General features: G+C 65.0%; 20 protein-coding genes. 9 read left to right on the plus strand and 11 right to left on the minus strand.

The window, feature by feature from the left end:
* Window positions 1–17: 17 nt before the first annotated feature.
* From AC1D75_RS22395 to AC1D75_RS22420, 6 genes are all read right to left on the minus strand, one after another.
* Window positions 18–617: a glutathione S-transferase family protein gene (locus AC1D75_RS22395; RefSeq protein WP_495517512.1), complete on the minus strand. Its 600-nt coding sequence runs from the start codon at window positions 615–617 to the stop codon at window positions 18–20.
* Window positions 614–1,309: a Rieske 2Fe-2S domain-containing protein gene (locus tag AC1D75_RS22400; RefSeq protein ID WP_495517513.1), complete on the minus strand. Its 696-nt coding sequence runs from the start codon at window positions 1,307–1,309 to the stop codon at window positions 614–616. Before AC1D75_RS22400 ends, AC1D75_RS22395 begins: the two co-directional genes overlap by 4 nt.
* 33 nt (window positions 1,310–1,342) lie before the next feature.
* The gene (locus AC1D75_RS22405) at window positions 1,343–1,570 is read right to left on the minus strand and encodes a hypothetical protein (RefSeq protein WP_495517514.1); all 228 of its coding nucleotides are present in this window, start codon (window positions 1,568–1,570) and stop codon (window positions 1,343–1,345) included.
* A 9-nt stretch (window positions 1,571–1,579) separates the two neighbouring features.
* Window positions 1,580–2,611, minus strand: coding sequence for an ABC transporter substrate-binding protein (locus tag AC1D75_RS22410; protein WP_495517515.1), 1,032 nt, complete (start codon window positions 2,609–2,611; stop codon window positions 1,580–1,582).
* Window positions 2,612–2,698: 87 nt separating this feature from the next.
* Entirely contained in the window at window positions 2,699–4,018 is a 1,320-nt protein-coding gene (locus AC1D75_RS22415) for an 8-oxoguanine deaminase (protein ID WP_495517516.1), read from the minus strand.
* A 289-nt stretch (window positions 4,019–4,307) separates the two neighbouring features.
* Window positions 4,308–4,943: an alpha-ketoglutarate-dependent dioxygenase AlkB gene (locus tag AC1D75_RS22420; RefSeq protein ID WP_495517517.1), complete on the minus strand. Its 636-nt coding sequence runs from the start codon at window positions 4,941–4,943 to the stop codon at window positions 4,308–4,310.
* A 211-nt stretch (window positions 4,944–5,154) separates the two neighbouring features.
* Between AC1D75_RS22420 and AC1D75_RS22425 the strand changes: the two genes are divergently transcribed.
* A complete protein-coding gene (locus AC1D75_RS22425; RefSeq protein ID WP_495517518.1) occupies window positions 5,155–6,516 on the plus strand; it encodes a hemolysin family protein in 1,362 nt (453 codons plus the stop codon).
* Window positions 6,509–7,528 carry a hemolysin family protein gene (locus tag AC1D75_RS22430; protein WP_495517519.1) on the plus strand — a complete coding sequence of 340 codons (1,020 nt, stop codon included), beginning with the start codon at window positions 6,509–6,511 and terminating at the stop codon, window positions 7,526–7,528. The genes AC1D75_RS22425 and AC1D75_RS22430 overlap by 8 nt, the downstream gene beginning before the upstream one ends.
* Window positions 7,529–7,563: 35 nt before the next feature.
* Here the strand turns inward: AC1D75_RS22430 and AC1D75_RS22435 are convergent, their stop codons facing one another.
* Complete coding sequence (locus AC1D75_RS22435; RefSeq protein ID WP_495517520.1) at window positions 7,564–8,721, minus strand: pyridoxal phosphate-dependent aminotransferase; 1,158 nt, start codon at window positions 8,719–8,721, stop codon at window positions 7,564–7,566.
* Between the two features lie 34 nt (window positions 8,722–8,755).
* Here AC1D75_RS22435 and AC1D75_RS22440 point away from each other — a divergent pair, with 34 nt between their 5' ends.
* The gene (locus AC1D75_RS22440) at window positions 8,756–9,679 is read left to right on the plus strand and encodes an LppU/SCO3897 family protein (RefSeq protein ID WP_495517521.1); all 924 of its coding nucleotides are present in this window, start codon (window positions 8,756–8,758) and stop codon (window positions 9,677–9,679) included.
* A gap of 9 nt (window positions 9,680–9,688) precedes the next feature.
* On the opposite strand, the gene AC1D75_RS22445 is transcribed toward AC1D75_RS22440, so the two are convergent.
* Window positions 9,689–11,341, minus strand: coding sequence for a DNA repair helicase XPB (locus tag AC1D75_RS22445; RefSeq protein WP_495517522.1), 1,653 nt, complete (start codon window positions 11,339–11,341; stop codon window positions 9,689–9,691).
* 73 nt (window positions 11,342–11,414) lie between these two features.
* Window positions 11,415–13,757, minus strand: coding sequence for a helicase-associated domain-containing protein (locus AC1D75_RS22450; RefSeq protein WP_495517523.1), 2,343 nt, complete (start codon window positions 13,755–13,757; stop codon window positions 11,415–11,417).
* A 6-nt stretch (window positions 13,758–13,763) separates the two neighbouring features.
* On the opposite strand from AC1D75_RS22450, the gene AC1D75_RS22455 reads away from it, so the two are divergent.
* The 4 genes from AC1D75_RS22455 to AC1D75_RS22470 are packed head-to-tail and all read left to right on the plus strand — an operon-like array spanning window position 13,764 to window position 15,389.
* The gene (locus AC1D75_RS22455) at window positions 13,764–13,952 is read left to right on the plus strand and encodes a hypothetical protein (RefSeq protein ID WP_495517524.1); all 189 of its coding nucleotides are present in this window, start codon (window positions 13,764–13,766) and stop codon (window positions 13,950–13,952) included.
* 3 nt (window positions 13,953–13,955) lie between these two features.
* Window positions 13,956–14,450: a cyclic pyranopterin monophosphate synthase MoaC gene (gene moaC, locus AC1D75_RS22460; RefSeq protein ID WP_495517525.1), complete on the plus strand. Its 495-nt coding sequence runs from the start codon at window positions 13,956–13,958 to the stop codon at window positions 14,448–14,450.
* Complete coding sequence (locus tag AC1D75_RS22465; protein WP_495517526.1) at window positions 14,443–14,952, plus strand: MogA/MoaB family molybdenum cofactor biosynthesis protein; 510 nt, start codon at window positions 14,443–14,445, stop codon at window positions 14,950–14,952. The genes moaC and AC1D75_RS22465 overlap by 8 nt, the downstream gene beginning before the upstream one ends.
* Window positions 14,952–15,389, plus strand: a complete 438-nt coding sequence (locus AC1D75_RS22470; RefSeq protein WP_495517527.1) for a molybdenum cofactor biosynthesis protein MoaE — start codon at window positions 14,952–14,954, stop codon at window positions 15,387–15,389. Before AC1D75_RS22465 ends, AC1D75_RS22470 begins: the two co-directional genes overlap by 1 nt.
* A gap of 128 nt (window positions 15,390–15,517) precedes the next feature.
* Here the strand turns inward: AC1D75_RS22470 and AC1D75_RS22475 are convergent, their stop codons facing one another.
* Together AC1D75_RS22475 and entS are read right to left on the minus strand one after the other, a co-directional pair.
* Window positions 15,518–16,600 (minus strand): iron-siderophore ABC transporter substrate-binding protein, encoded by a 1,083-nt coding sequence (locus tag AC1D75_RS22475; protein WP_495517528.1) that lies wholly within the window; start codon window positions 16,598–16,600, stop codon window positions 15,518–15,520.
* A 50-nt stretch (window positions 16,601–16,650) separates the two neighbouring features.
* A complete protein-coding gene (gene entS / locus AC1D75_RS22480; RefSeq protein ID WP_495517529.1) occupies window positions 16,651–17,928 on the minus strand; it encodes an enterobactin transporter EntS in 1,278 nt (425 codons plus the stop codon).
* 146 nt (window positions 17,929–18,074) lie between these two features.
* Between entS and AC1D75_RS22485 the strand changes: the two genes are divergently transcribed.
* Window positions 18,075–18,944, plus strand: coding sequence for a siderophore-interacting protein (locus AC1D75_RS22485; RefSeq protein ID WP_495517530.1), 870 nt, complete (start codon window positions 18,075–18,077; stop codon window positions 18,942–18,944).
* 90 nt (window positions 18,945–19,034) lie between these two features.
* On the plus strand, window positions 19,035–22,250 hold the full coding sequence (locus AC1D75_RS22490; RefSeq protein WP_495517531.1) for an amino acid adenylation domain-containing protein: 3,216 nt from the start codon (window positions 19,035–19,037) through the stop codon (window positions 22,248–22,250).
* The last annotated feature ends 38 nt before the right edge of the window (window positions 22,251–22,288 follow it).

Below are 22,288 nucleotides of genomic sequence, written 5' to 3' on the forward strand. Positions count from 1 at the left end.
CCTTTTCTTCTCGGGTGTCAGGGGAAGACGGGGATGCCGGGCATCGCGATGAAGCCGGGCAGTGTCTGCATTCGTCGGAGCCACCACCGCAGCGCCGGATAGCGCCCGCGGTCGATGCCGATGTCCCGGGTGAGGGCCGCACCGGCGAAGAGCGCGATGTCGGCGATGGTGGGTTGGGGGCCGAGTACCCAGTGATTGTCGATCCGCTGCAGGGTGAGGTGGTCATCGAGTTGTTGCACAGCCACCTTCGCGCGTCCGACGGCCTCATCCAGTGGGTCGATGCTGTACAGGGCGAGATCGCGCGCCACGGTGATCGCGCCGAATGCGTTGGCGCAGAAATCGAGCCAGTGGGCGAGCCGGTAGCCGTCCACGGATTCTCCAGGCGCCCAGGTGGTGTCGGTCGCGAACTCCGTCGCCAGATACAGCAGGGCGTTCTCGGCGCCGCGTATGGTGTGGTCGCCATGGCGCAGAACAGGCACTTCTGTTGCAGTGTCCGGGCCCACCGGATAACAGTTCACGGGCACTTTTGTGTACTCGATACCGAGTAGCGCCATCCCCAGTCGCACCTTGTAGCAGTTGAGGTCGAGTTCGAAGTCGGCGAGCAGCAAGTCACTCACGAGGCCACCGTCGCATGCGCGTTCATCTCATCGCGAAACGCGTGTGCCCACTGAATGATCCGGCGCACGAGAGCCGGGTCGGCGCCTTCGACGCCGACGCAGATGTGCATCACGGTTGTGGTCTCGTCGCGGACCTGGACGCCGATGACGAGATCGGAGCCGTCGACGGTCGTGTGGACGAGGTTGTCCGCATGTTGCATGTTGTCCGTACGGGAGGCGAGGGATTCCAGCACCCGGGGGACCGCAGCGTCGAGGTACACCGAACATGCAGGCGTCGCAGGGTATTCCGGTGGCATCTCGACGGCGTATTCGAGCTCGCCTCTGGTGGTGCCGGTCTGGCCGTCCAGCCACACCATCCCATAACGTTCGGCGGAACGGTATCGATCGGTCCGGACCGAACTCGGTGGATCGACATCGGGATGGGCGGGTATGTGTCGGCATCCTCCCGCGGATTCGTATTCCCAACCGTGGTAGAGGCATACGAGCCGGTTCTCGCGGACGAAACCCAGGCTCAGACGCATACCGCGGTGCGGGCAACGGTCGGCCCACGCGTGGACGAGTCCGTCACCTCCCCGCCACAGTGCGATGCCGGCGCCGCTCAGCTTCGTGTCTGTTGCCGAGCCGGAGAGCACGTCGCGGCTCAGCGCGACCGGTGCCCAACCCGAGGACGGGGCCGGGTGAGATGTGAGCATCTCGATGATTCCTTTCTCTTGCGCTGCTGGAGTTCAGTCGAGGTGAGCGACATCGTGGACAACGCTGGTTCCGGGCGCGAGCTCGCAGGCCATCTCGAAGGCGCCGACGAGGTCGTGTTGCCCGTGTACCCGCACGACGATTCGATGTGGGGCGGCCTCCAGGACCACCGCATCCACGTCGAGAACCTCGGCGCGCGCGATGATGAAGTCGCAGAATGTTTCCGGCATCAGATCCCCGGTCAGGATCAGGGTTGCCGCCATGTCCGCCACTCAGATCATGTCGAGGATCTTGGTGGTGAACAGCTGATCCGCGGCCACGTCGATCCCGTTCGCGGACAACGTGGCGATGTTCTTCTCGATGAGCGCGGGCGGCAGGGTGAGCAGTCCGCCGGTATCGGTGTCGGGTGTGACCATGATCTGCGGCAGGGTCTGCGACTCGAGCAATTGCTGTGCGCGGTCGAAGCCCTGGTCTTTGCCGAAGACGTTGAGGGTCAGATCGGTGCCGAGAGCAGGATCGGCCACATTCGCCTCCCATCCGAGTCGTTCGGATCGAAGGAATGCGGCGAGCATCTCGGGATTTGTCTCGACGGTCTCGGTCTTGGCGAAGTAGACGCCCGAGAAGACCGCATAGCCGAAGTCGGCGAACAGGAAGGTGTTGGTGGCAATACCTTTGGCCTCGAGTTGTGTGGGCTCGTTGATGACGAAGACCACCTGGCCGTCAACTTCCTTGTTCACGACGGGCGCGGGATCGAACTGCACCGGGACGACCTCGATACTGTCCGGGTCGATGTTGTTGATCTGCAACAACAGGTTGAACGACGTCTCATTGAGTGCGGCAACACCGATCTTCTTCCCGATCATCTCCTGCGGGGAATTGATGGGAGAGTCGGCGAGAGACAGGATGCAGAAGGGGCTCTTCTGGAATCGGGTGCCGAAGACCTTGAGATCGGCGCCCTGCGTGATCGCATTGGCCACCACGTCGGCGTTGCTTCCGCCGACCGCTGCCTTGCCGGACATCACAACGGTGTCAGGACTGACGTTGGGGCCCCCGTTGAGAAAACCCACCTTGAGCTTGTTGTTCGCGTACAGGCCGGTGTCGGAGGCGATCCAGCTACCGGAGTGTTCGGTGGTCGGCAGCCAGCTGAGTTGGTAGTCGATGGAGGTGGTGCCGTCGGCCGCCACCGAGGTCGATGAATCGGAGCAGGCCGTGAGCAGCGTGGGTCCGCCGAGGGCTATTGCTCCGAGACCGAGACCGCCCTTGAGCAGACTCCGTCGGGACAGCGAAAATCCTGCGTGGGACATGGGGTTCTCCTTGTGGTGAAGACGTGTGCGGGGCAAAGCACTTGTGGTTGGCACTGGCAAGCGTGTGGCGAGACGCAGACGCCGGTCTCAGGTCAGGGCGGCCGTTTGCATTCGCGTGGCGATACGGCGATGTTCACGCAACATGTCGGGCAGGGCTGCAGATACCGGTTGTCCTTCGTCGACAACAACTTTGCCGTTCACGACAGTTGTCCATGCACGTGCCGGACCGCACCGAAGCAATGCCTCAACGGGATCGGACAGTGCTCCGGCCAGGGACACCGGGTCGAGGTGCCACGCGACCAGATCGGCGAGAGATCCCACCGTGAGCCGCCCCAATTCGTCGTCCCATCCGAGGCATCGTGCCGAGCCGACGGTGGCGATGTCGAGTGCATCGCGGGCCGTCATCGCGGTAGGTCCACCCTGGAACCTCGCCAGCAGCAGGGCTGTTCGCGCTTCCAGCCACATCGAGGCGTGGTCGGTGGACGCCGAGCCGTCGCAACCGAGACCAACGGCCATACCGTGCTCACGAAGGGTTCGGACCTTGGCGGTTCCGCCGCCGATCAACATATTCGAACTGGGACAGTGGGCAACGCCGACACCTGCCGACGCCAGCCGCCTGGCCTCGACGTCGCTGGGAAAGATGAAGTGCGCCACCCATGATCGAGGGCCGGCCCAGCCCACGTCCTCGAAGTGCTCGACCGGCGTACGGCCGTACTTTTCCAGGCAGTAGGTGTGCTCGTCGGTGTCCTCGGCGAGGTGCGTGTGCATGCGGACGTCGTGTTTCTCCGCCAGCTCGGCGGTGGCACGCATGAGCGTGTCATCGACCGAGAAGGGTGAGCACGGCGCCAGGCCGATACGTGTCATCGCACCGGGCTTCGGGTCGTGGTACCGCTTGATCAGCCGTTCGGAGTCTTCGAGGATCGCCTCAGCGGTCTGGGTGACGCTGTCCGGCGGAAGTCCACCGTCTTTGACGGACAACGACATCGATCCACGCGTCGGGTAGAACCGGAAGCCGATGTCATTGGCCGCGCGAATCTGGGCGTCGATCAGATTGGGTCGAGGATGCACGTAGAGGTGGTCGGTGGAGGTGGTACAGCCGCCGAGCAGCAACTCGGTGAGCCCGATGTACGTCGACACGTACACCGCTTCCTCATCGAGCATCGACCAGATCGGATACAGGCCCGTGAGCCAGTCGAACAGGGAGCCGTTCACCACGGGACCGTAGGACCGGGTCAGGTTCTGATAGATGTGATGATGGGTGTTGATCAGGCCTGGAGTCACCAATCGACCACCAACAGAGTGGGTTTCGGCCGCTTCGGGCTCAGTTCCGGCGGATCCGAAGGCGGCTACGCGGCCGTCTGACACCGCCAGCCAGGCGTCGGGCAGTTCGTTACCCGGCTCCAGCATGAGATGTCCGATATTACGAAAAAGCAGGTCGTACATTCAGTCCTCCAGTGGGCCAGACAACTTTCGTCTGTGATGGCCCTCGCGCCCACCACTGGAGGTGAATGTCCTCTTCTGGAGGGGAGCTCCAGATCGTGTCCGGCGATGCCGGGCGGACTGTTCCGGCTCAATCGTTCTGGCCGGTAGCTCCTGAAGTTACGGTTGCCGTTTGTCTGTGGTGAAACGGCGATGTTAACGCTGCGTAACCGGTTGGGCGCACGCTGATTTGGGCACGCTCGCGGGCTGGGTTGAATTACCAGACGCCTGGGGGACGGAATTGCACACTCACCCGTGGTCCGACGCCCGTGGTTTTCGGTACGGCGTGCTGCCAGGTGCGCTGACAGCTGCCGCCCATCACCAGCAGGTCGCCATGGCCGAGTGTGAACTTCAGGGATGCGCCGCCGCCGATCGGGCGCAACAACAGCGCACGCGGCGAACCCAGCGAGAGGATCGCAACCATCGTGTCTTCGGATTTGCCCCGGCCGATGGTGTCGCCATGCCAGGCGACGCTGTCATTGCCGTTGCGGTACAGACACAATCCGGCCGACGCGAATCCCTCCGGCAGTTCTGCGCGGTAGTGGTCAGTCAGAGCGTCGCGGCACGTGCCAAGCATCGGATGGGGGCCATTGCCCGCGTCGGGGTATTGGTGGACAAGGCGGGGGACATCGAGAACGCGGTCGTACATCTGCCGTCTTTCGGCGCGCCACGGAACATCTGCGTGCAGTCGGTCGAAGACCTCGTCGGCGCCGCCGACCCAGGCCGGTCGCAGATCAACCCAGGCGCCATCGGAGAGCTCACGACGGATCACGTTCCCCAGCAGCGGGTTCAGCGTGGGTATGGAGGTGTCACTCAGATCCTCGAACAGCGACACCTGACGTCCGGGACTCATCGGTCCACCTTAGCGCGATTAGAACGTATGTGCGACAAATTTCCCATCCGGTATGCTAGAGCGCAGTTTATTTACCAACCCATTACCATTGGTGCCTGTCGGGCACGGTGGTATCGACCCGCTCAACCGCAGAAAGAGCCATGGCCAGCGCCCCGCGCACAGATAGACCCTTCGACATTGACCTGACGGCCGAAGCGGGGTCGACTCCGCGTTGACGCTCGTGTCCATCGCTCTCGGCATCCTCGTTGTACTTCTCATCTCCGCGCTCACCGGCTATTTCGTTGCCCAAGAGTTCGCATATATGTCTGTTGACCGGTCGCGACTCAAGGCGCGCGCCGAGGCCGGCGACATCGGTGCTGCCCGTGCACTCACCGTTACGCGGCGCACTTCATTCATGCTCTCCGGAGCGCAGCTGGGCATCACTGTCACCGGCCTCCTCGTCGGCTATGTCGCCGAACCCCTCATCGGCAAGGGCCTGGGTGAGCTGCTGGGTGGGGTGGGCATCCCGACCGGTGCCGGCATCGCGATCGGTGCGATCATCGCCGTCGCCTTCTCGACGCTGGTGCAGATGTTGTTCGGTGAACTGTTCCCGAAGAACCTCGCCATTGCGCGCCCTGAACCGGTCGCACGGTGGTTGGCGATGTCGACAACGCTGTACCTCCGGCTGTTCGGTTGGCTGATCTGGCTGTTCGACCAATCGTCGAATCTGCTTCTGCGCGCATTGCGGATCGAGCCGGTTCATGACGTCGAACACTCGGCGACCGCACGCGACCTCGAACACATCGTCGCGAACTCGCGGGATGCCGGCGAATTGCCTGCCGAGTTGTCGACGTTGCTCGACCGGATCCTCGACTTCCCGACGCGGACAGCCGAACACGCCATGATCCCGCGATCCCGGGTGGGCACGGTGCATGCCGACCTACCCGTGGCCGATGTGGTGGAACTGATGGGTACCGGCCACACCCGGTATCCGGTGATCGGTTCGACGTCGGACGACCTGCTGGGTGTGATCCACCTGCACGATCTGCTCGAGGACCCGACAACGGGTACCGCTTTGTCGCGTTCACGACCGGCGGTGGTCGTGCCGACCACGTTGCCGCTTCCGCAGGTGCTGGCCCACCTGACCGAGGAATCCGATGCGATGGCACTGGTCGTCGACGAATACGGCGGATTCTCCGGCGTCATCACCGTCGAAGACATCGCTGAGGAGCTGGTCGGTGAGATCGCCGACGAGCACGACCCCGAAGGCGGCGCAGTGGTGGCGGGCAATGCCGAGGATGGTTGGACGATGCCCGGTGACCTGCACGTGGATGAGGTCGAACGGATCGTCGGATACAGCCTGCCCGAAGGTGACTTCGAGACGCTGGCGGGCGCAGTTGTCGCCCGATATGCCGGACTGCCCGAGGTCGGAGAGCGCATCGAGATCGAACTCCAACCGGACCCGGCCGATCTGGTCAGTGACGAGGACGCTCCGGTACGCAAGCTGATCGCCGAAGTGACATCGATCGAATCGCATGTTCCCGCAACGCTGTTCGTCACGTTGACGGTGACGAAGGGAGTCGACGATGAGTAACCCCTGGGTCGTCGTGGCCATCACGGTGGCGCTGATCGCGGCGTCGGCATTTTTTGTCGCCGTCGAGTTCGCGTTGATCGCCGCCAGGCGGCATCGACTCGAGGATGCCGCACCGGACAGCCGAGCGGCGCGGGCAGCGTTGCGCAGCGCATCGGAGCTGTCGGTACTTCTGGCCGGTTCGCAGCTGGGCATCACCGTCTGCACCCTCGCGTTGGGAGCGGTGACCAAACCGGCTGTGCACCATTGGCTCACCCCGATGTTCGATGACTGGGGTGCCCCACTATGGCTCGCCGATGTCCTGGGATTCGTTCTCGCACTGATCATCGTCACCTTCCTGCACCTCGTGGTGGGGGAGATGGCACCGAAATCATGGGCGATCGCCCATCCCGAGAAGTCAGCAACCATGCTCGCATTGCCGATGCGAGGATTCATGTGGCTCACGCGGCCACTGCTGCTGACATTGAACAGAATGGCGAACTGGCTCCTGATCAAGGTCGGTGTGACGCCGGTGGATCAGGTTGACGCAGGCCAGGATTCGGACGCGCTACGGCATCTCGTGGAACATTCGGCGACAGTGGGAACACTCGACGAGCGGTACCACGGCCAACTGGCGGTGGCTCTGGAACTCGAGAATCTGACCGTCGGCGAGTTGGTGAACCGCGGCGTCGCACCGAGTTCCATCGACGTGAACGCCACTGCCGCCGACATCCGGGCGGCCGGATACGCCACCGGACACCTGCGGCTGCTGGTCAGCGGCAAGACCGGAATCGAAGGCGTGGTGCACGTTCGGGACAGCCTGACCGTGCCGCCGACCACCACTGCAGGCGAACTGATGCGACCGGTGCTGACACTGGCCGCGGCAACCCCGGTCTATGAGGCATTACAGACGATGCGTGAAACCCGCGGGCATCTGGCCGTGGTGACCGACGGGGCGCAGACCTGTGGTCTGCTGACCATGAACGATGTGGTGAAGAAGCTGCTACCGGTGCGGGGTGCCACTGCTGTTGCCTGACCAACGGGGTCATCAAGAGCAGTGTGCGTCCGCCTTCAGGCCAGGGCGCGCAACCGCGCTGCGGCCTGTTCGATCACATTGTCGCGCTTGGCAAAAGCGAACCTGACCAGGTGGCTCCACTGGTCCTGGTGATCGACGAAGGCACTGACCGGGACCGCCGCGACACCGATCCGTTCGGGTAGGTCGCGGCAGAACGCCGCACCGTCGTGATAACCCAGCGGACGGGGATCGGCACAGACGAAGTAGGTGCCCTCGCTGCGGTGCACATCGAAACCGACATCGGTCAGCGCGCTGGTGATGAGATCGCGGCTGCGCTGCAGACGGGTTGCGGACTGGCGAACCCAGTCCATTTCGGTGTTCAGCGCGGAGGCCACGGCCGGCTGGAACGGTCCGCTGCCGACGTAGCTCATGAACTGTTTGGCGGTCCGGGCCGCGGCGACGAGCTCGGCCGGACCACTGATCCAGCCGACCTTCCAACCGGTGCAGTTGAATGTCTTGCCTGCCGAGCTGACCCGCAGCGTCCGTTCCCTCATGCCCGGCAGCGTTGCCAGTGGAGTGTGCGTGCGGTTGTCGAACAGCAGATGCTCGTAGACCTCGTCGGTCAGCGCCACCACGTCGTTCTCGATGCAGGCGTTGGCGATGGCCTGCAGATCGTCGCCGGAAAGGACGGTGCCGGTGGGGTTGTGCGGCGAATTGACGATGACCAGCGCGATATCGGATGTGATTGCACGGTGCAGCGCATCGCGATCGAGGGTGAAGCCGTCGCCGTCCGGAACCAGCGGGACGGTGACCCGGTTGGCGCCTGCCATCGCGGTGGCGGCGGCATAGCAGTCGTAGTACGGCTCGATCATCACCACGTCGCTACCCGGCTCGACCAGGCCGACAACGGCTCCGGTGATGGCCTCGGTGGCGCCGACGGTGATCAGGACCTCGGTGTCGGGGTCGTAGTGCAGCCCATAGTGGTCGAGTTGATGCTGGGCGACGGCATTCCGCAGCGCCGGGATCCCGGCGCCGGGCGGGTACTGGTTGTGTCCGGTCGCGATCGCATCCTGCGCGACCATGAGCATGGTTTCCGGGCCGTCGGTGTCCGGGAAGCCCTGCCCGAGATTGATGGCGTCGTGTTGGGCGGCCAACTGGGACATCTCGGCGAAGATCGTAGAGGAGAACGGTTGTAGCCGTTTGACGGTCCGCATGTCTGTTGGCCTCCTGAGATGTCAGATGCTCGCAGTGTCCAACGCTACAGCGGCGCGGGCGCTCAGAATCGTTCACCTCGGCGGCGCGGTCGTCAGCGGTTACGCTCAGAATCTCAGCATTTCGGTCATCGGAGGGTTTCGCGTGTCAGATCAAGGTCCCTATCCAGGCGCGCCGGGACCCAATGGTCCTGGTGGGAACAACCCGTATGGAGAACAGAATCCCTATGGGCAGCAGTACCCCGGTGCCACGCCCGGCCAACCGGGACCTGGTCAGTCGTATCCACCGCCGGCACCGGGCTACGGTCCGGCTTCCGGTCCGGCCTATCCTCCGCCTGCTTTCCCCGGTCAGCCCTATCCGCAGCAGCCCGTCGCCCCGCCGTACGGCGCGGTCCCGCAGTACGGCGGCAGTCCGTACGGCAACTACCAGCAGCCCCCACCCCGCAAGAAGCGCACGGTGTGGGTGGTTCTCGCAGTGGTGGCGGCTGTTCTGGTCGCAGGCGTCATCGCGGTGGTGGCGCTGGCGGTTGTCCTGGCCGACGACATCGACGACGTCAAAGCAGGTGACTGCGTCACCGTGACCGGCGCCAACTCGGACGCGGACTTCGACATCGTCGACTGCGGCACGACCTCGCCGCTGAACTTCATCGTCGCCGAGAAGCTCGATTCACGTTCCGAATCGTGTGGGGGAGAGCAATATTCGGAGCTGACTCAGACCGGCGAGGACGAAACGAAGCTCTGTCTGGTCCCCAACTTTCAGGAAGGCAACTGCTACGAGGTCCCCGTCGCGTCATTGACCGGGATGAAAGAGGTGCCCTGTGAAGTCGGGAGCAGCCAGATCAACACGGTGCTCAAGGTCCTCACCAGGGTTGATTCGACGACCGTTCCCGGTTGCCCCAGCGCGATAACGTTCGACCGTCCCAAGCCGCTCGGATTCTGCTTCGGTAGCCCCGCCGACTAGAACAGGCGATCAGCCGATGGCCGGGCCGAGCAGGTCGTCGGCGTCGGTGATCCGGTAGGCGTAACCCTGTTCGGCGAGGAACCGCTGCCGGTGGGCCGCATAGTCGGCATCGACGGTGTCGCGGGAGACCACCGAGTAGAAGTGTGCCTGTCCGCCATCGGCTTTCGGTCGCAGCAGACGGCCGAGGCGTTGGGCCTCTTCTTGCCGGGATCCGAAGGTTCCCGACACCTGGACCGCGACTGACGCCTCGGGCAGGTCGATGGAGAAGTTGGCAACCTTCGACACCACCAGCGTCTGGATCTCGCCGGTGCGGAACAGGGCGAACAGCTCTTCGCGCTCCTTGTTCTTGGTGGAGCCCTTGATCACCGGAGCGTTCAGGGCCTCACCGAGTTCGTCGAGCTGATCGAGGTAGGCGCCGATGATCAGTGTCTGAGAATCCTTGTGCTGCTCCAGGATCGACTTCACCACGTTGATCTTGGTGTGCGCGGTGGAGCAGAGCTTGTACTTTTCCTCGGGTTCGGCGACGGCGTATTCGAGGCGCTCGTTGTCGGTCAGCGTCACCCGCACCTCGATGCATTCGGCAGGTGCGATCCAGCCCTGTGCCTCGATGTCCTTCCACGGTGCGTCGTACCGTTTCGGGCCGATCAGGCTGAACACGTCGCCTTCGCGGCCATCCTCGCGCACCAGGGTGGCGGTGAGCCCGAGTCGGCGCCGCGACTGCAGGTCGGCGGTCATCCGGAAGACCGGGGCGGGCAGCAGATGGACCTCGTCATAGATGATCAGGCCCCAGTCCCGGGAATCGAAGAGGTCGAGGTTGCGGTACTCGCCCTTCGTCTTGCGGGTCATCACCTGATAGGTCGCGATGGTGACCGGCCTGATCTCCTTGCGTTCGCCGGAGTACTCGCCGATCTCCTCCTCGGTCAGGGAGGTGCGGGCGATCAGCTCGCGTTTCCACTGCCGGCCGGCGACGGTGTTGGTGACCATGATCAGGGTGGTCGCCTGAGCCTTGGCCATGGCGGCTGCGCCGACCATCGTCTTTCCGGCGCCACAGGGCAGGACCACCACACCGGAACCGCCGGCCCAGAACGAATCGGCAGCCAACTGCTGGTAGTCGCGCAGCTCCCAGCCGTTCTCGTCGAGCGAAATCGCATGGGCTTCGCCATCGACGTATCCGGCGAGGTCTTCGGCAGGCCAGCCGACCTTGAGCAGTACCTGCTTGAGCCGACCACGCTCGGACGGATGCACGATGACGGTGTCGTCGTCGACGCGATCCCCGAGCATGGGAGCGATCTTTTTGTTGCGCATGATCTCCACGAGAACCGCGCGATCGAAGCTCACCAGGGTCAATCCGTGGACCGGACTCTTGACCAACTGCAGTCGTCCGAAGCGGCCCATGGTGTCGACGACGTCCATGAGCAGGGGCTGCGGCACGGCGTAGCGCGAGAAGCTGACCAGCGCATCCACCACCTGTTCGGCGTCGTGTCCGGCCGCGCGGGCGTTCCACAGCGCGAGCGGTGTCACCCGGTAGGTGTGCACGTGTTCGGGTGCGCGTTCGAGCTCTGCGAACGGCGCGATGGCGGCGCGCGCTTCGGCAGCTTGGGGATGGTCGACCTCGAGAAGCAGGGTCTTGTCGGATTGCACGATCAGGGGTCCGTCGGTCACAAGGAACCATTGTCCTGGGAAGTGCGCGTTTGTGCCACGTAGGGGTGACGTGCGTCTCTCTACGGGCCGAAGTTCAGTCGACCATTTCGACGGTGGTGATGCGGTGCAGGGAGAACCGGTGCTCCTCGTCGGTGCCGGGCTCGGTCGCAATCACCTGGCCGGCGCCGATCAACCGGGGGACCACCACGTGACGGCTCGCAAAGCCCTCCGCGTTGACATATCCCAGCCGAACCGTGCTCTTCGAATTCAGTGCTTTCTGCAACAGCGCGGTGGCAGGCAGTCCGCCGCCGGTCACCGAGGAGCCGCCCTTCCCGGGACGGACCAGAGTTGCGGAGTTGGCGGCATCCTGCGAACGCATGTGGGTGACCACCGCGCCGAGCCGATCGCGGCTCGGCAGCGACAGCGACGGTTTGCGGGCACTCTGGCGTTCGCGCGGTGTCGGCAGCCGCGCGCCACGGAACCTCAGGTCCACCAGTTCGCCCGTGGCGTCCTCGCCTGCCGGGGCGAACCCGGCCGCCCGGAGGTGATCGAGCACGCCGATCAGTGGTTCGGACGTCACGGCGACGGTCGGAGCCAGCGCGCGTAGCGAGAGTTCCTCGGCGACCGGGGAGCTGAGCACCGCGGCCAGCGTCGTCGGATCCTCACATCGGATGAACGTACTGGCGACGCCGACCCGGAGCTGTCCGTGTTTACGGGCGACATCGTCGATCAGATAGGAGATCGACTGCGGCACCGGCGTTTTCGAATGAGAAGTGAAGAAGGTGAGCAACTCGGTGCCGGTGCGGCCGGCGTCGAGTGCACGTCGGACGGTTGCTTCCGAGACCCGATATACCGATGCGGCGCCACCGGATTCGAGATCTGCGACCAGGCTGAGGTCGGCCATCAGTTCGGGTGTCAGCGGACCCGGTGCGGTGATCGTCTGATCTGCCTGAGCAAGGAAGTAGTCGATGGGGGCCGGGATGGACCGTGCCATCGCGGCGATTGTCTGGGACTCGATGTCCTCGGCGGTACCGGTGGCGACGATCTCACGGCCCGCGGATGTCAGCGCTCCGTGGGCGACCAGGCCCAACGCCTGTGCTTCGGCGAGTGTCTCGGCGATAGTGGTCTGCGACAACCGGCGTATCCACCGGGGGTGACGCCAGGCGATCTGCCGCCCGACCGAGATGGGGCCGACAGCGGCACCGGGTTTGGCCTCGGCCAGTGCCTGCAGCACCAGCATTCGTTCGGCGCGTGCGGCGCCCTCCGAAATCGAACCGACCAGCGCGCCGATGATCGTGCCTTCCGGTGTCCGATCGCCGATCTGCCACGGACGACGGTGCAGGTCGATCCACGCCGACGCGATCGAGAGCCAGCGTCGTTCGGTGCTCTGGTGGATCCAGCTGTCGGCGGATGTTGTTGGTGCCCACGACGGTTCCACACCGTCGGACAGGTCTGGTTCGGGGAAGCCGGAGTCGATCAGGCGCAGGCCCGCCAGCACCTCGAGCACCAGCCCCATCCGCTTCTCGTCCACGCCCACCGCTTTGGTCAGGCGGCGGATCTCGCGGACTCCCATCCCGCCTGCCCGCAGGACCGTCGCCGGCTGCGCACCGAGTGCCTCGAGCACATCTGTGCTGTGCCGCAAGAACTCCATGGCCTCGCCCGCGGCGGCCGCGTCGACTTCGCCGAGACCGATCTTGCGGCCGCCGCCGCCGGTCAATTCCGGTGGGCGCAGAACCTTGGGCTCGGCCGGATCCTCGCCGCGCAACAACTGCCCGACCACCACCGGCAATTCGACGGTTTGCTCGTCCACCACGACAAGCAGATCCTGGTGAACGAGTTGGGGAACCGGTCGGTCCGAGTCCGGTCCGAGTGCGGCGTCACGGGTTCGGCCGAGGCCGGGGCCGGTGGACAGCGTGGTCAACAGTTCGCGTTCGCGCTCACCGAGCGCGTCGATCTTCTTCCGGATCTCCTCGAGGTCGCACAGGTTGATGGGCGCGGTGGCCAGCGGTGCGCGCCAGGGCCACGCAGCAGGCATATGCGGTCCGGTCCGCAGGGCTTCTTGCGGACCCCAGATCAGCGCCAGCGCGTTCAGCGAATCGATCCGGGCGCGGATCGCGGCCGGATCGCCGCGCTGCGACAGGGCTTCGATGATGGCAGCGGCGGTGACGGCCTCGCCGCCGGACTCCCGTCGCAATGTGCTCAGGGTTTCGAGAACGGCCACCGCGAGCAGGTCCAGATCTTCGCCGGCACGGTTGATCGAGGCTGCCGACAACGCCCGCTGGGCGAGGACCACAACACCCGGAGGAGGTGGGCTTGCCAGGTCGGGCCGCGCCTGCAACAGATCAAGCAGTTGTTCGTCGCTGCGCGAGGCGAGGTCGTCGGCCAGGCTGATTGGCTGGTCGGGGCTCATCCAGTAGATGATATGCGCGCCGGTCATGGCACAATGACCGCCGTGGCTGAAAAGAAGAAGTACGTGGACAACGGTTGGCCTGAGGTTCCGGAAGGCGAGCACGCCGTGAGTGAATTCACGTCCGATCGTTCCGGATCGCTGTCACCCTTTGGCGACATCACATTCCCGCTGGATCCGAGCGATCTTCCCTACCTCCATCCCCGCACCACGGTCAATCGCTGATCGGTGGATCCCTCATCGGATTCGGGGCGCCTGACTCATCTCGATGAGTCCGGGGCAGCGAAGATGGTCGATGTCGGAGGCAAACCCGCGACCACCCGAAAAGCTGTGGCAACGGGCACTTTTGTGACCACCGCCGAAGTGATCGGGCTGCTGTCGTCTGGTGGTCTGCCCAAGGGCGATGCCTTGGCCACGGCCCGGATCGCCGGGATCATGGCGGCCAAGAAGACCCCTGAACTGATCCCGCTCTGTCATCAGGTGGCGCTCAGTTCCGTCGGCGTCGACTTCGAACTCGGCGAGAGCACCATCGAGGTGCGGGCCACGGCCGTCACCACCGATCGCACCGGCGTCGAGATGGAAGCGCTGACCGCTGTCGCCGTTACCGGTCTCACGCTTCACGACATGGTCAAAGGGGTCGACCCCCGCGCACAGATGACCGACATCGGACTTGCCGAAAAGACCGGTGGCAAGAAAGGTCATTGGAAGCGCGACGATGGGTAAGACCCATTCACCGGGGTCTGAGCACGCCACACCCCGCACTGCCGCCATCGTGGTCGCCTCGACACGGGCTGCCACCGGCGTGTATCCGGACCGCTGTGGGCCGATCATCGCCGAGTGGCTGCGAGAGCGCGGTTATGAGGTCGGGCAGCCGCAGGTCGTGCCGGACGGCGACGCGGTGGGCGAGGCGCTGCGCACCGCTGTTGCCGCCGGTGTTGCCCTCATCATCACCACCGGGGGAACCGGGCTCACACCCACCGACCACACACCCGAACAAACCGCCGCCGTGATCGACCGCGCGATACCCGGTCTGGCCGACGCCATCCGGCGCAGCGGTCTTCCGAAGGTGCCCACCGCGGTCCTCTCACGTGGCATCGTCGGCACTGCCGGACGCACCCTGATCGTCAACCTCCCCGGCTCCAGCGGAGGTGTGCGGGACGGACTCGAGATACTCGAGCCGGTTCTCGACCACGCGATCGATCAGATCAACGGAGGTGATCACTGATGGCAGCCGTGGTGGCGTTGGCCGCCGTGACCGAGGAACCGTTGTCGACCGCTGTCCACGAACAGCTTGCCGGTGATGCCGCCGACGGTACTGCCGGGGCAATCGTGAGTTTTGTTGGTGCCGTGCGCAATCACGATGGCGGCCGAGACGTGACCGCTCTGAATTACAGTGCCCATCCGACCGCTGCCGAGGTGGTGGCAAGAGTTGTCGGCGAGGTCGCGGCGGCCGCGGAAGGTGTACGTGCCGTTGCGGTGTCGCATCGCGTCGGCAATCTCGCCATCGGCGACGCCGCACTGGTGGTCGCCGTCGCCGCCGACCACCGGCAGGCGGCGTTTGCCACGTGTGCGCTGCTGGTCGACGAGGTCAAAGCCCAGCTGCCGGTGTGGAAACACCAGATCTTCGCCGACGGCACCGACGAATGGGTCGGTTCGGCCTGAGGGCTTGCCGGCTTGGGGTCGGCTCGGATATCGCAACTCTTCGGGATAGCAATCGGCGCGGCGGTGAGATGTTCACCGCCGCGCCGATCAGCATTTGTGGGTCCAGGGCCCGTGGGCCGTGTGTGTGGCTACTTCCCGGCCGCTTCCACGATCTTCGGGGTCATCTGATCAGTTGCCCATTCGAGGCTGGGCGCTGACGGGAACGCCAGTGCGGCCGGGACCGACTCGGTCTTCGGGATCGCCACGACGGCACCACGTTTGACGGCAGGCATGTTGGTCCACAGTTGCTGATCACTGAGCAGACTCATCTGGTCGGCGGTGTCCGGGAACACGATCAGCACATCGGCGTCGAGCTTCTCCAGGCTTTCGTAGCTGACCTGGGTCCGGCCGTTGGTGCACGGGACGCTCTCTGCGTAGTCGGACAACACCATGCCGAACTCCTTCATGACGCGGCCCAGGTTGTCGTCGGCCGAGCACAGGATGTAGACGTCGGATGCCGACGGCGAGATGAGGACATTGAACGTCTTGCCCTTGAGCTGCGGGTTGGCCGCTGCGGCGTCGGAGAGTGTCGAATCTGCCGAGGCGATGACCTCTTCCCCCTTGGACTCGAGGCCAAGGGCTTTGGCGACCTTTCGGGTCGAGTCCTGCCAGGAATCACCGTTCGCCTGGGTCGTGTACGACACGATCGGTGCGACGTCCACCAGTGCGGCATTCGTCTGATCGACCAGGCCGTAGAACGCGGTGCCCACCATGACGTCGGGCTCCAGGGCCAGAATCGCTTCGAGAGTGGACGACTGCGCGGTGCTCAGGTCCAACTTGGGGGTTCCGGCGGGGTACTTGCCCTGCGCCCAGGGGAACAGGCCGGTGCCGTTGGTTGTCGCGTCGGTCTGGGCGCTGGTGGGGATGGCGATCGGGGTCACGCCGAGTGAGAGGACGATGTCTGCGTCGGTCGGACTCAGTGCCAGGACCCGCTCGGGCTTCGATTCGATGGTGACGTCACCGAACGCACCGCCCACGGTCACCGGGAACGAACCAGAAGTCGACTCCGAGGCGGCCGCGGTTTCCGTTGCCTTCCGGGCATCGTTCGTCTGGTTGCCGTCGCTGTCAGACCCGCAGGCCGCGAGTAACGGAAGGAGGAGCGTACCCGCGGCGACAACGCCGATCAGGCGGTTGCGCCACTGCATGTTCTTCGACCGTCGCTCCGACGTCATTCTTGTCTTCCTGTCGCTCAACGTGTTTCCACGAACATCTTAAGGAAGGCTCACCTTATCACCGGGGAATTCGGTGGCGAATACGTCCGCAGCGGACGCAACACCAGCGCTCCGCAGAGGGAGACGACAAGCAGGATTCCGCTGTAGACGGTGACCGCGCTCGATGCCGCCATGAAGCTGCCGACGGCACCGGCCAGCAGGGCGCCAACCGAGAGGCCCGCGACTTCCTGTGCGGCCCAGAGGCTGTTGACGCGGCCGAGCAGAGCGGCCGGGGTATTGGTCTGGATCAGGTTGTAGCGCAGCACTTCCTGGATGGTTGTCGCCGCCCCGAATGTGATCAGCAGTGGTACTGCGAGCAGGATGGTGGTCGCGAGGCCAACCGCGCCCTGCAGGACAAAACCAAGGGCCAGTGCCGTCAGCAGCACCAGTCCGGGCCTGCGCAGGTAAGACAGCCAACCGCTGGTGAAGGACGCGATCACCGCCCCGATCGCGCCGGCGGCGTAGAGCAGGCCGGTGGTCCGCGAATCTCCGGAGAATCGCTCGTCGACAAATGCGGGGATCAAAGCGAGCAGTCCGCCGCCGAGCATCGCGATCACGCCGACCGCGATCACCCCGCCGACGAGTCGGTCGCGACGCAGGAACTGCACGGCGGATTCGCGGGCGGGGACAGCCTTGCCGTCGACCGGTACCGTCGGCTCGTGGGTCGGCGCCGGAAGGCGGGGGAGCCCGGACAAGATGATGATCGTGATCGCCGTTCCGATGGTGGTGATCCAGTAGTTCCACGACACCGACCAGGTCGCCACGATCAGGCCGGCCAGCAGCGGGGACAGCACCGCGCCGAGCCGGACCGTCAATGCATTGAGGGCGCCGACGCCGATCATCTGGTCGGACGGGATCAGGCTGGGGATCACCGACAGCAACGCGGCAACGCTGATCGATCCGAATGCCCCGTTGAGGACCGTCAGGACCGCGATTGCGGTGACCGACGGCGACGGGAGTATCGCGTTGACGCCGAGCCCGACGAACGTCAGGCCCGCGATCGTGCGGGACAACAGGATCAGGGTTCGGCGATCGTATCGGTCGGCGAGCACACCGCCTGCGAGCATGCCGCCGATCGTGGCGACACCGCCCAGCGCCGACACCAGGCCGACGAGGAACGTCGAACCGCTGAGGTTGTAGGTCTGGATCGGAACCGACACCGTCAGCATCCCGATCCCGAGCAGGGAGATCGTCCGCGCGATGAAGATCCGACGGAAGTTCACGCTCTCACGCAGTGGTCGAAGATCGAGGAGGACCCGGCGTTTGTTGGTGGTTCGTTCCGCTGTCACAGATCAGTACCTCTCGGGCGGCCCACACCGGCGTTGCGCGTTCGGTGGTCCAGTGGTCATCGGTGAATCATGTTTGGCTACCCTAAGGCGAACAGATCGTATCGCAGTGTTGTGTGCCACAACCCAATCGAAGGGGCCGCGCAGTCGTGACCACCGAACGACACGTCCCGCCGGAGCGGACATCGCTGCCGATCGTGCTGCGGCACCTGCACGTTGTCCGGGTTGTCGATGTGACTCCACATATGCGGCGCGTGACCCTCGGCGGTGAACAGCTCGGCGCGTTCAGTGCCTGCGGCTACGACCTCACGCCGTTCGCGACGCACAGTCCGGACGACTACGTGAAACTCTTCTTCGCAGACCCCGAAACGGACGTGCTCACCCTGCCCGAGCAGGACGATGGCCACCTCGACTGGCCAAAGCGCCCGGCGCCGACCTCGCGGTCGTACACGGTTCGCAGTTACGACGCGGCCGCAGGCGAGCTGGACATCGACTTCGTGCTGCACGGTCACGGTGTTGCCGGTGAGTGGGCCCGTGCGGTGCGGCCGGGCGACAGTATTCATCTCGCGGGACCGAAGGTGACCACCGCGCCGCCGGTGGGTGCGCCGTGGTGGATCCTGGCGGGGGACGAAACAGCATTGCCTGCGATCGCGCACTACCTCGATGCACCGCCGGCCGGGACGCCGGTTCATGCGTTCGCCGTGGTGCCCGATGCTGCCGATGAGCAGGCCGACGTCGATGGGATCACGTGGTTGCGGCGCCGCGCCGACGTCACCGACGGTCAGCAGTTGGCGGCGGCGATCAACGAATTGTCACTTCCCGACGGCGACGGCTGGATGTGGATTGCCGGCGAGGCCGGGACCGTTCGCGAGCTTCGCGCAGTGGCGAAGTCTCTGGGTGTCGGCAAGGCGATGCTCGATGCAAGTGGTTACTGGCGCAGGCCCGTCACCGGTGGTGTTCTCGAGCGGGTCCGCACGCTCCGTGTGCAGGCGACCGAAACTCTGGCGGGCAGACTGTAAGCAGTCCGAACAAGATCCCGATTGACTGGCTATGCCTTGGTCAGGCTAACCTAAGGCTCGGTTGTCGTTTCGGGAAAGAGAAGTCGCATCGTGCAGCTCCGTCAGCAGGTTCTGCGCACATCCAGCGCCTCGCAGAACGTCCTTCTGGCGCAGGCACTCGCTCCGGGGAATCCCACCTTTGTGGTTGGGCAGTTCTTGCGGATGAGCGGCCCGCTCGAGGTCGAGCGGCTGGTGCGTGCAACGGATTCCACATTGGCCGTCCTGGACATGGCGACGGCCAGGTTCACGGTCGATGCCGATGGTGCGGCGATGTCTCTGGGCCACGAGGCGCCCCCAACCGAGGTCGTGGATCTCATGGCGGAACGGTCGCCGGAAACGGCCGCGCTCGAATGGGCACGCCGCCGCCATTCGGTCGCCATCGATCCGGCATCGCAGCCCTGCGTGCGGGCAACCGTGCTCATCCTGGGCGCGCAGACCCACCTTCTTCACCTCGCCGCCCACCATGCGGCCCTCGATGCCTTCGGTATCGCGCTGCTGATGCGCAAAGTCTCGGCGGTGTACGAGGGTGCCGAACCCCTGGTGCCCTCCGTCGGGGACGTGGTCGATGACGACCTGCGGTACCGCGCGAGCGAACAGTTCGGCATCGACCGAGAGTTCTGGACGCAGGAACTGGCCGGGTCAGATCCCGCTGTCTCGCTTGCACATCCGGATGCCGGTCCGGCAGCCATTGCGACATCGGTGCGGACCGAACGGATCATGGTGCCGCCGCAGACCGTCGACGCGATGACCAGTTCGGTGTCAGGCGGCGGCACCTGGATCGAGGCACTGGCGGCAGGTTTTGCCGGCTTTGTGGCCCGCGTGACCGATCGCGACGACGTGATCCTGGGATTCCCGATGATGGCACGTATGGGTACGCCTGCGACCCGGGTGCCGACGACCTCGGTGAATGTTGTTCCGCTGCGGATGCATACCGCTCGGACGAGCAGCGCCCGCGAGATCATGGAGTCCTTTGCGCAGACCAGGTCGCGGATCGGTGCACACGCGAGATACCGCGGAGAAGACATCGCGCGGTCGGTGAGATCGAGCGGATCATCGCCGATCGTCGGACCGTCGATCAACATCAAACCGTTTGGCGACCGGATTCGCTTCGCCGGACTGGACGCTACGGTCGAATCCCTGGCTCGTGGGCCGGTGACCGATCTGAGCATCACCGCACAGCGCGTCGAACGTACCGGGGCAGTGGAGTTGTGCATCGACGCCGACTCCGAGCGATACACCGAATCCGAACTCGCTGCGCTCGGCGTGCGTCTGGTCGCGTTCATCGACCGTTTCTTTGCACCCGGACCACCGACCCGCCTCGGTCAGGTCCCGGTCGCGACGCCGCGTGAGGTGGACGCACTGCCGACCGCGGGGGGCAGTGTCGAGTTCGACGCGAATGCAGATGTGCTGCAACTGATTCGTCGTACGGCCGAGCGCACGCCGAATGCAATCGCGATCACCTCGGGCGACGATGCGATGCGCTACGGCGATCTGGTCGAGGCCACCGACCGTTTGGCCGACCGTCTGCGGCAGCAAGGCGTCGGTGTCGGCGACAGGGTTGCGATCCTGTTGCCCCGGACACCGGAACTCGTCGTCGCGCTGTTGGCAACATTGGCCGCGGGTGCGGCCTACCTTCCACTCGATCCGCGCTTCCCGGCCGACCGGGTGGAATACATGCTCGGGCACAGCGATCCGCGGACCATCCTCACAACGACGGACTGCGTCGGGGTCTTGTCCGGCAGGCAACTCGAGCGCACGCTTGTTCTCGATGCGCCGGGCGGAGACGTTCACCCGGATCCGGCCCGGTCGCAGGGGCGGTCGGGTACTGCCCACCGGACACCGGATTCGGTGGCCTACGTGATCTACACGTCGGGCTCGACCGGATTGCCCAAAGGGGTTGCGATCAGCGACCGGGCGATGGCAAACCTGGTGTGCGACATGAGTGCGCGATTCGGATTCGGCTCGCAGACCGTGATGTTGGCGGTCACCACGATCTCCTTCGACATCGCGGTGCTCGAATTGTTCTCACCTTTGATCTCGGGTGGTTCGGTTGTGTTGGCAGGCAACACCGAGATCCAGGATCCGCAGGCACTCGCCGATCGGATCTGTTCGGACGGTGTGAATGTCATGCAGGCGACACCGGCGCTGTGGGCGGGGTTGCTCACGCTCGGTCCGGCTCTGGATCTGCGCGGCGTCGACGTCCTGGTTGGCGGCGAACCGTTGCCCGAACCCGTTGCCGAAGCGCTCGGAGCTGCCGCCCGAACCGTCTGGAACATGTACGGCCCCACAGAGACAACAGTGTGGTCGACGGTGGCCGCGGTGAGCTCCGGTGCCGACATCACCGTCGGTAGGCCTATCGCCAATACCCGCGCATACGTCCTCGACAGAGCATTGCAACCGGTCCCGGTGGGGGCGGTCGGGGAGCTCTATCTCGCCGGTGACGGTGTCGCAACGGGATACTTCGGGCAGGTCGATCTCACAGCGGCCCGATTTGTTGCCGATCCGGATCAGTCGGGGTGCCGGATGTACCGCACCGGCGATCTGGCGCGGTGGGGCGCCGATGGTCGACTCGCCTGTCTCGGCCGCACCGATGATCAGGTCAAGGTCCGCGGTTTCCGGGTCGAGTTGGGTGATGTGGAAACCGCGGTTGCCGCGATGGCAGGCGTGGATCGATGTGTCGCAAGGGTGATTCCGAGCGCCACCGGTGGGCAGTTGGTGGCATACGTCCGCCCGGTTGCCGACGTGGTGGTCGACCCGGCGAAGATACGCGATGACCTGCGACTGATACTGCCTGAATACATGATCCCGGCAGCGGTACTCGAAGTGGCCGGGTTCCCGCAGACGCCGAACGGGAAACTCGATCGTAAAGCGCTGCCTGCGCCGGACTTCTCGTCGATGGTCACCGACTCCAGAGAACCCGAGAACGAGGTCGAGTCGGCGCTGTGTGCTGTCTTCGCGCAGGTGCTCGGTGTGGCGCAGGTGGGCGTCGAGGACGATTTCTTCGGCCTCGGTGGCGACAGCATCACCGCGGTTCGGGTGGTCGGTGCGGCCGCCCGGGTGGGATTGAAGCTGACGGCGGCCCACGTGTTCGAATCGAGAACCGTTGCGGTACTGGCGCCGCTGGCCACACCGGTGACGGCCTTCGCGCCCATATCAGCTCCTGCGCAGGCCCACCCGCGACAGCGGGTGGCTCCTGACACCGCAGTGTTCACCGGGCTCTCGCAAGAAGAGCTCGACGAGTTCGAAGGCGAAGGCAACCTACTGTGACGACAGGCTCGCGACCCGCTACATCGTCCACGCTCGAG

The organism is Williamsia sp. Y712 (assembly GCF_059445525.1).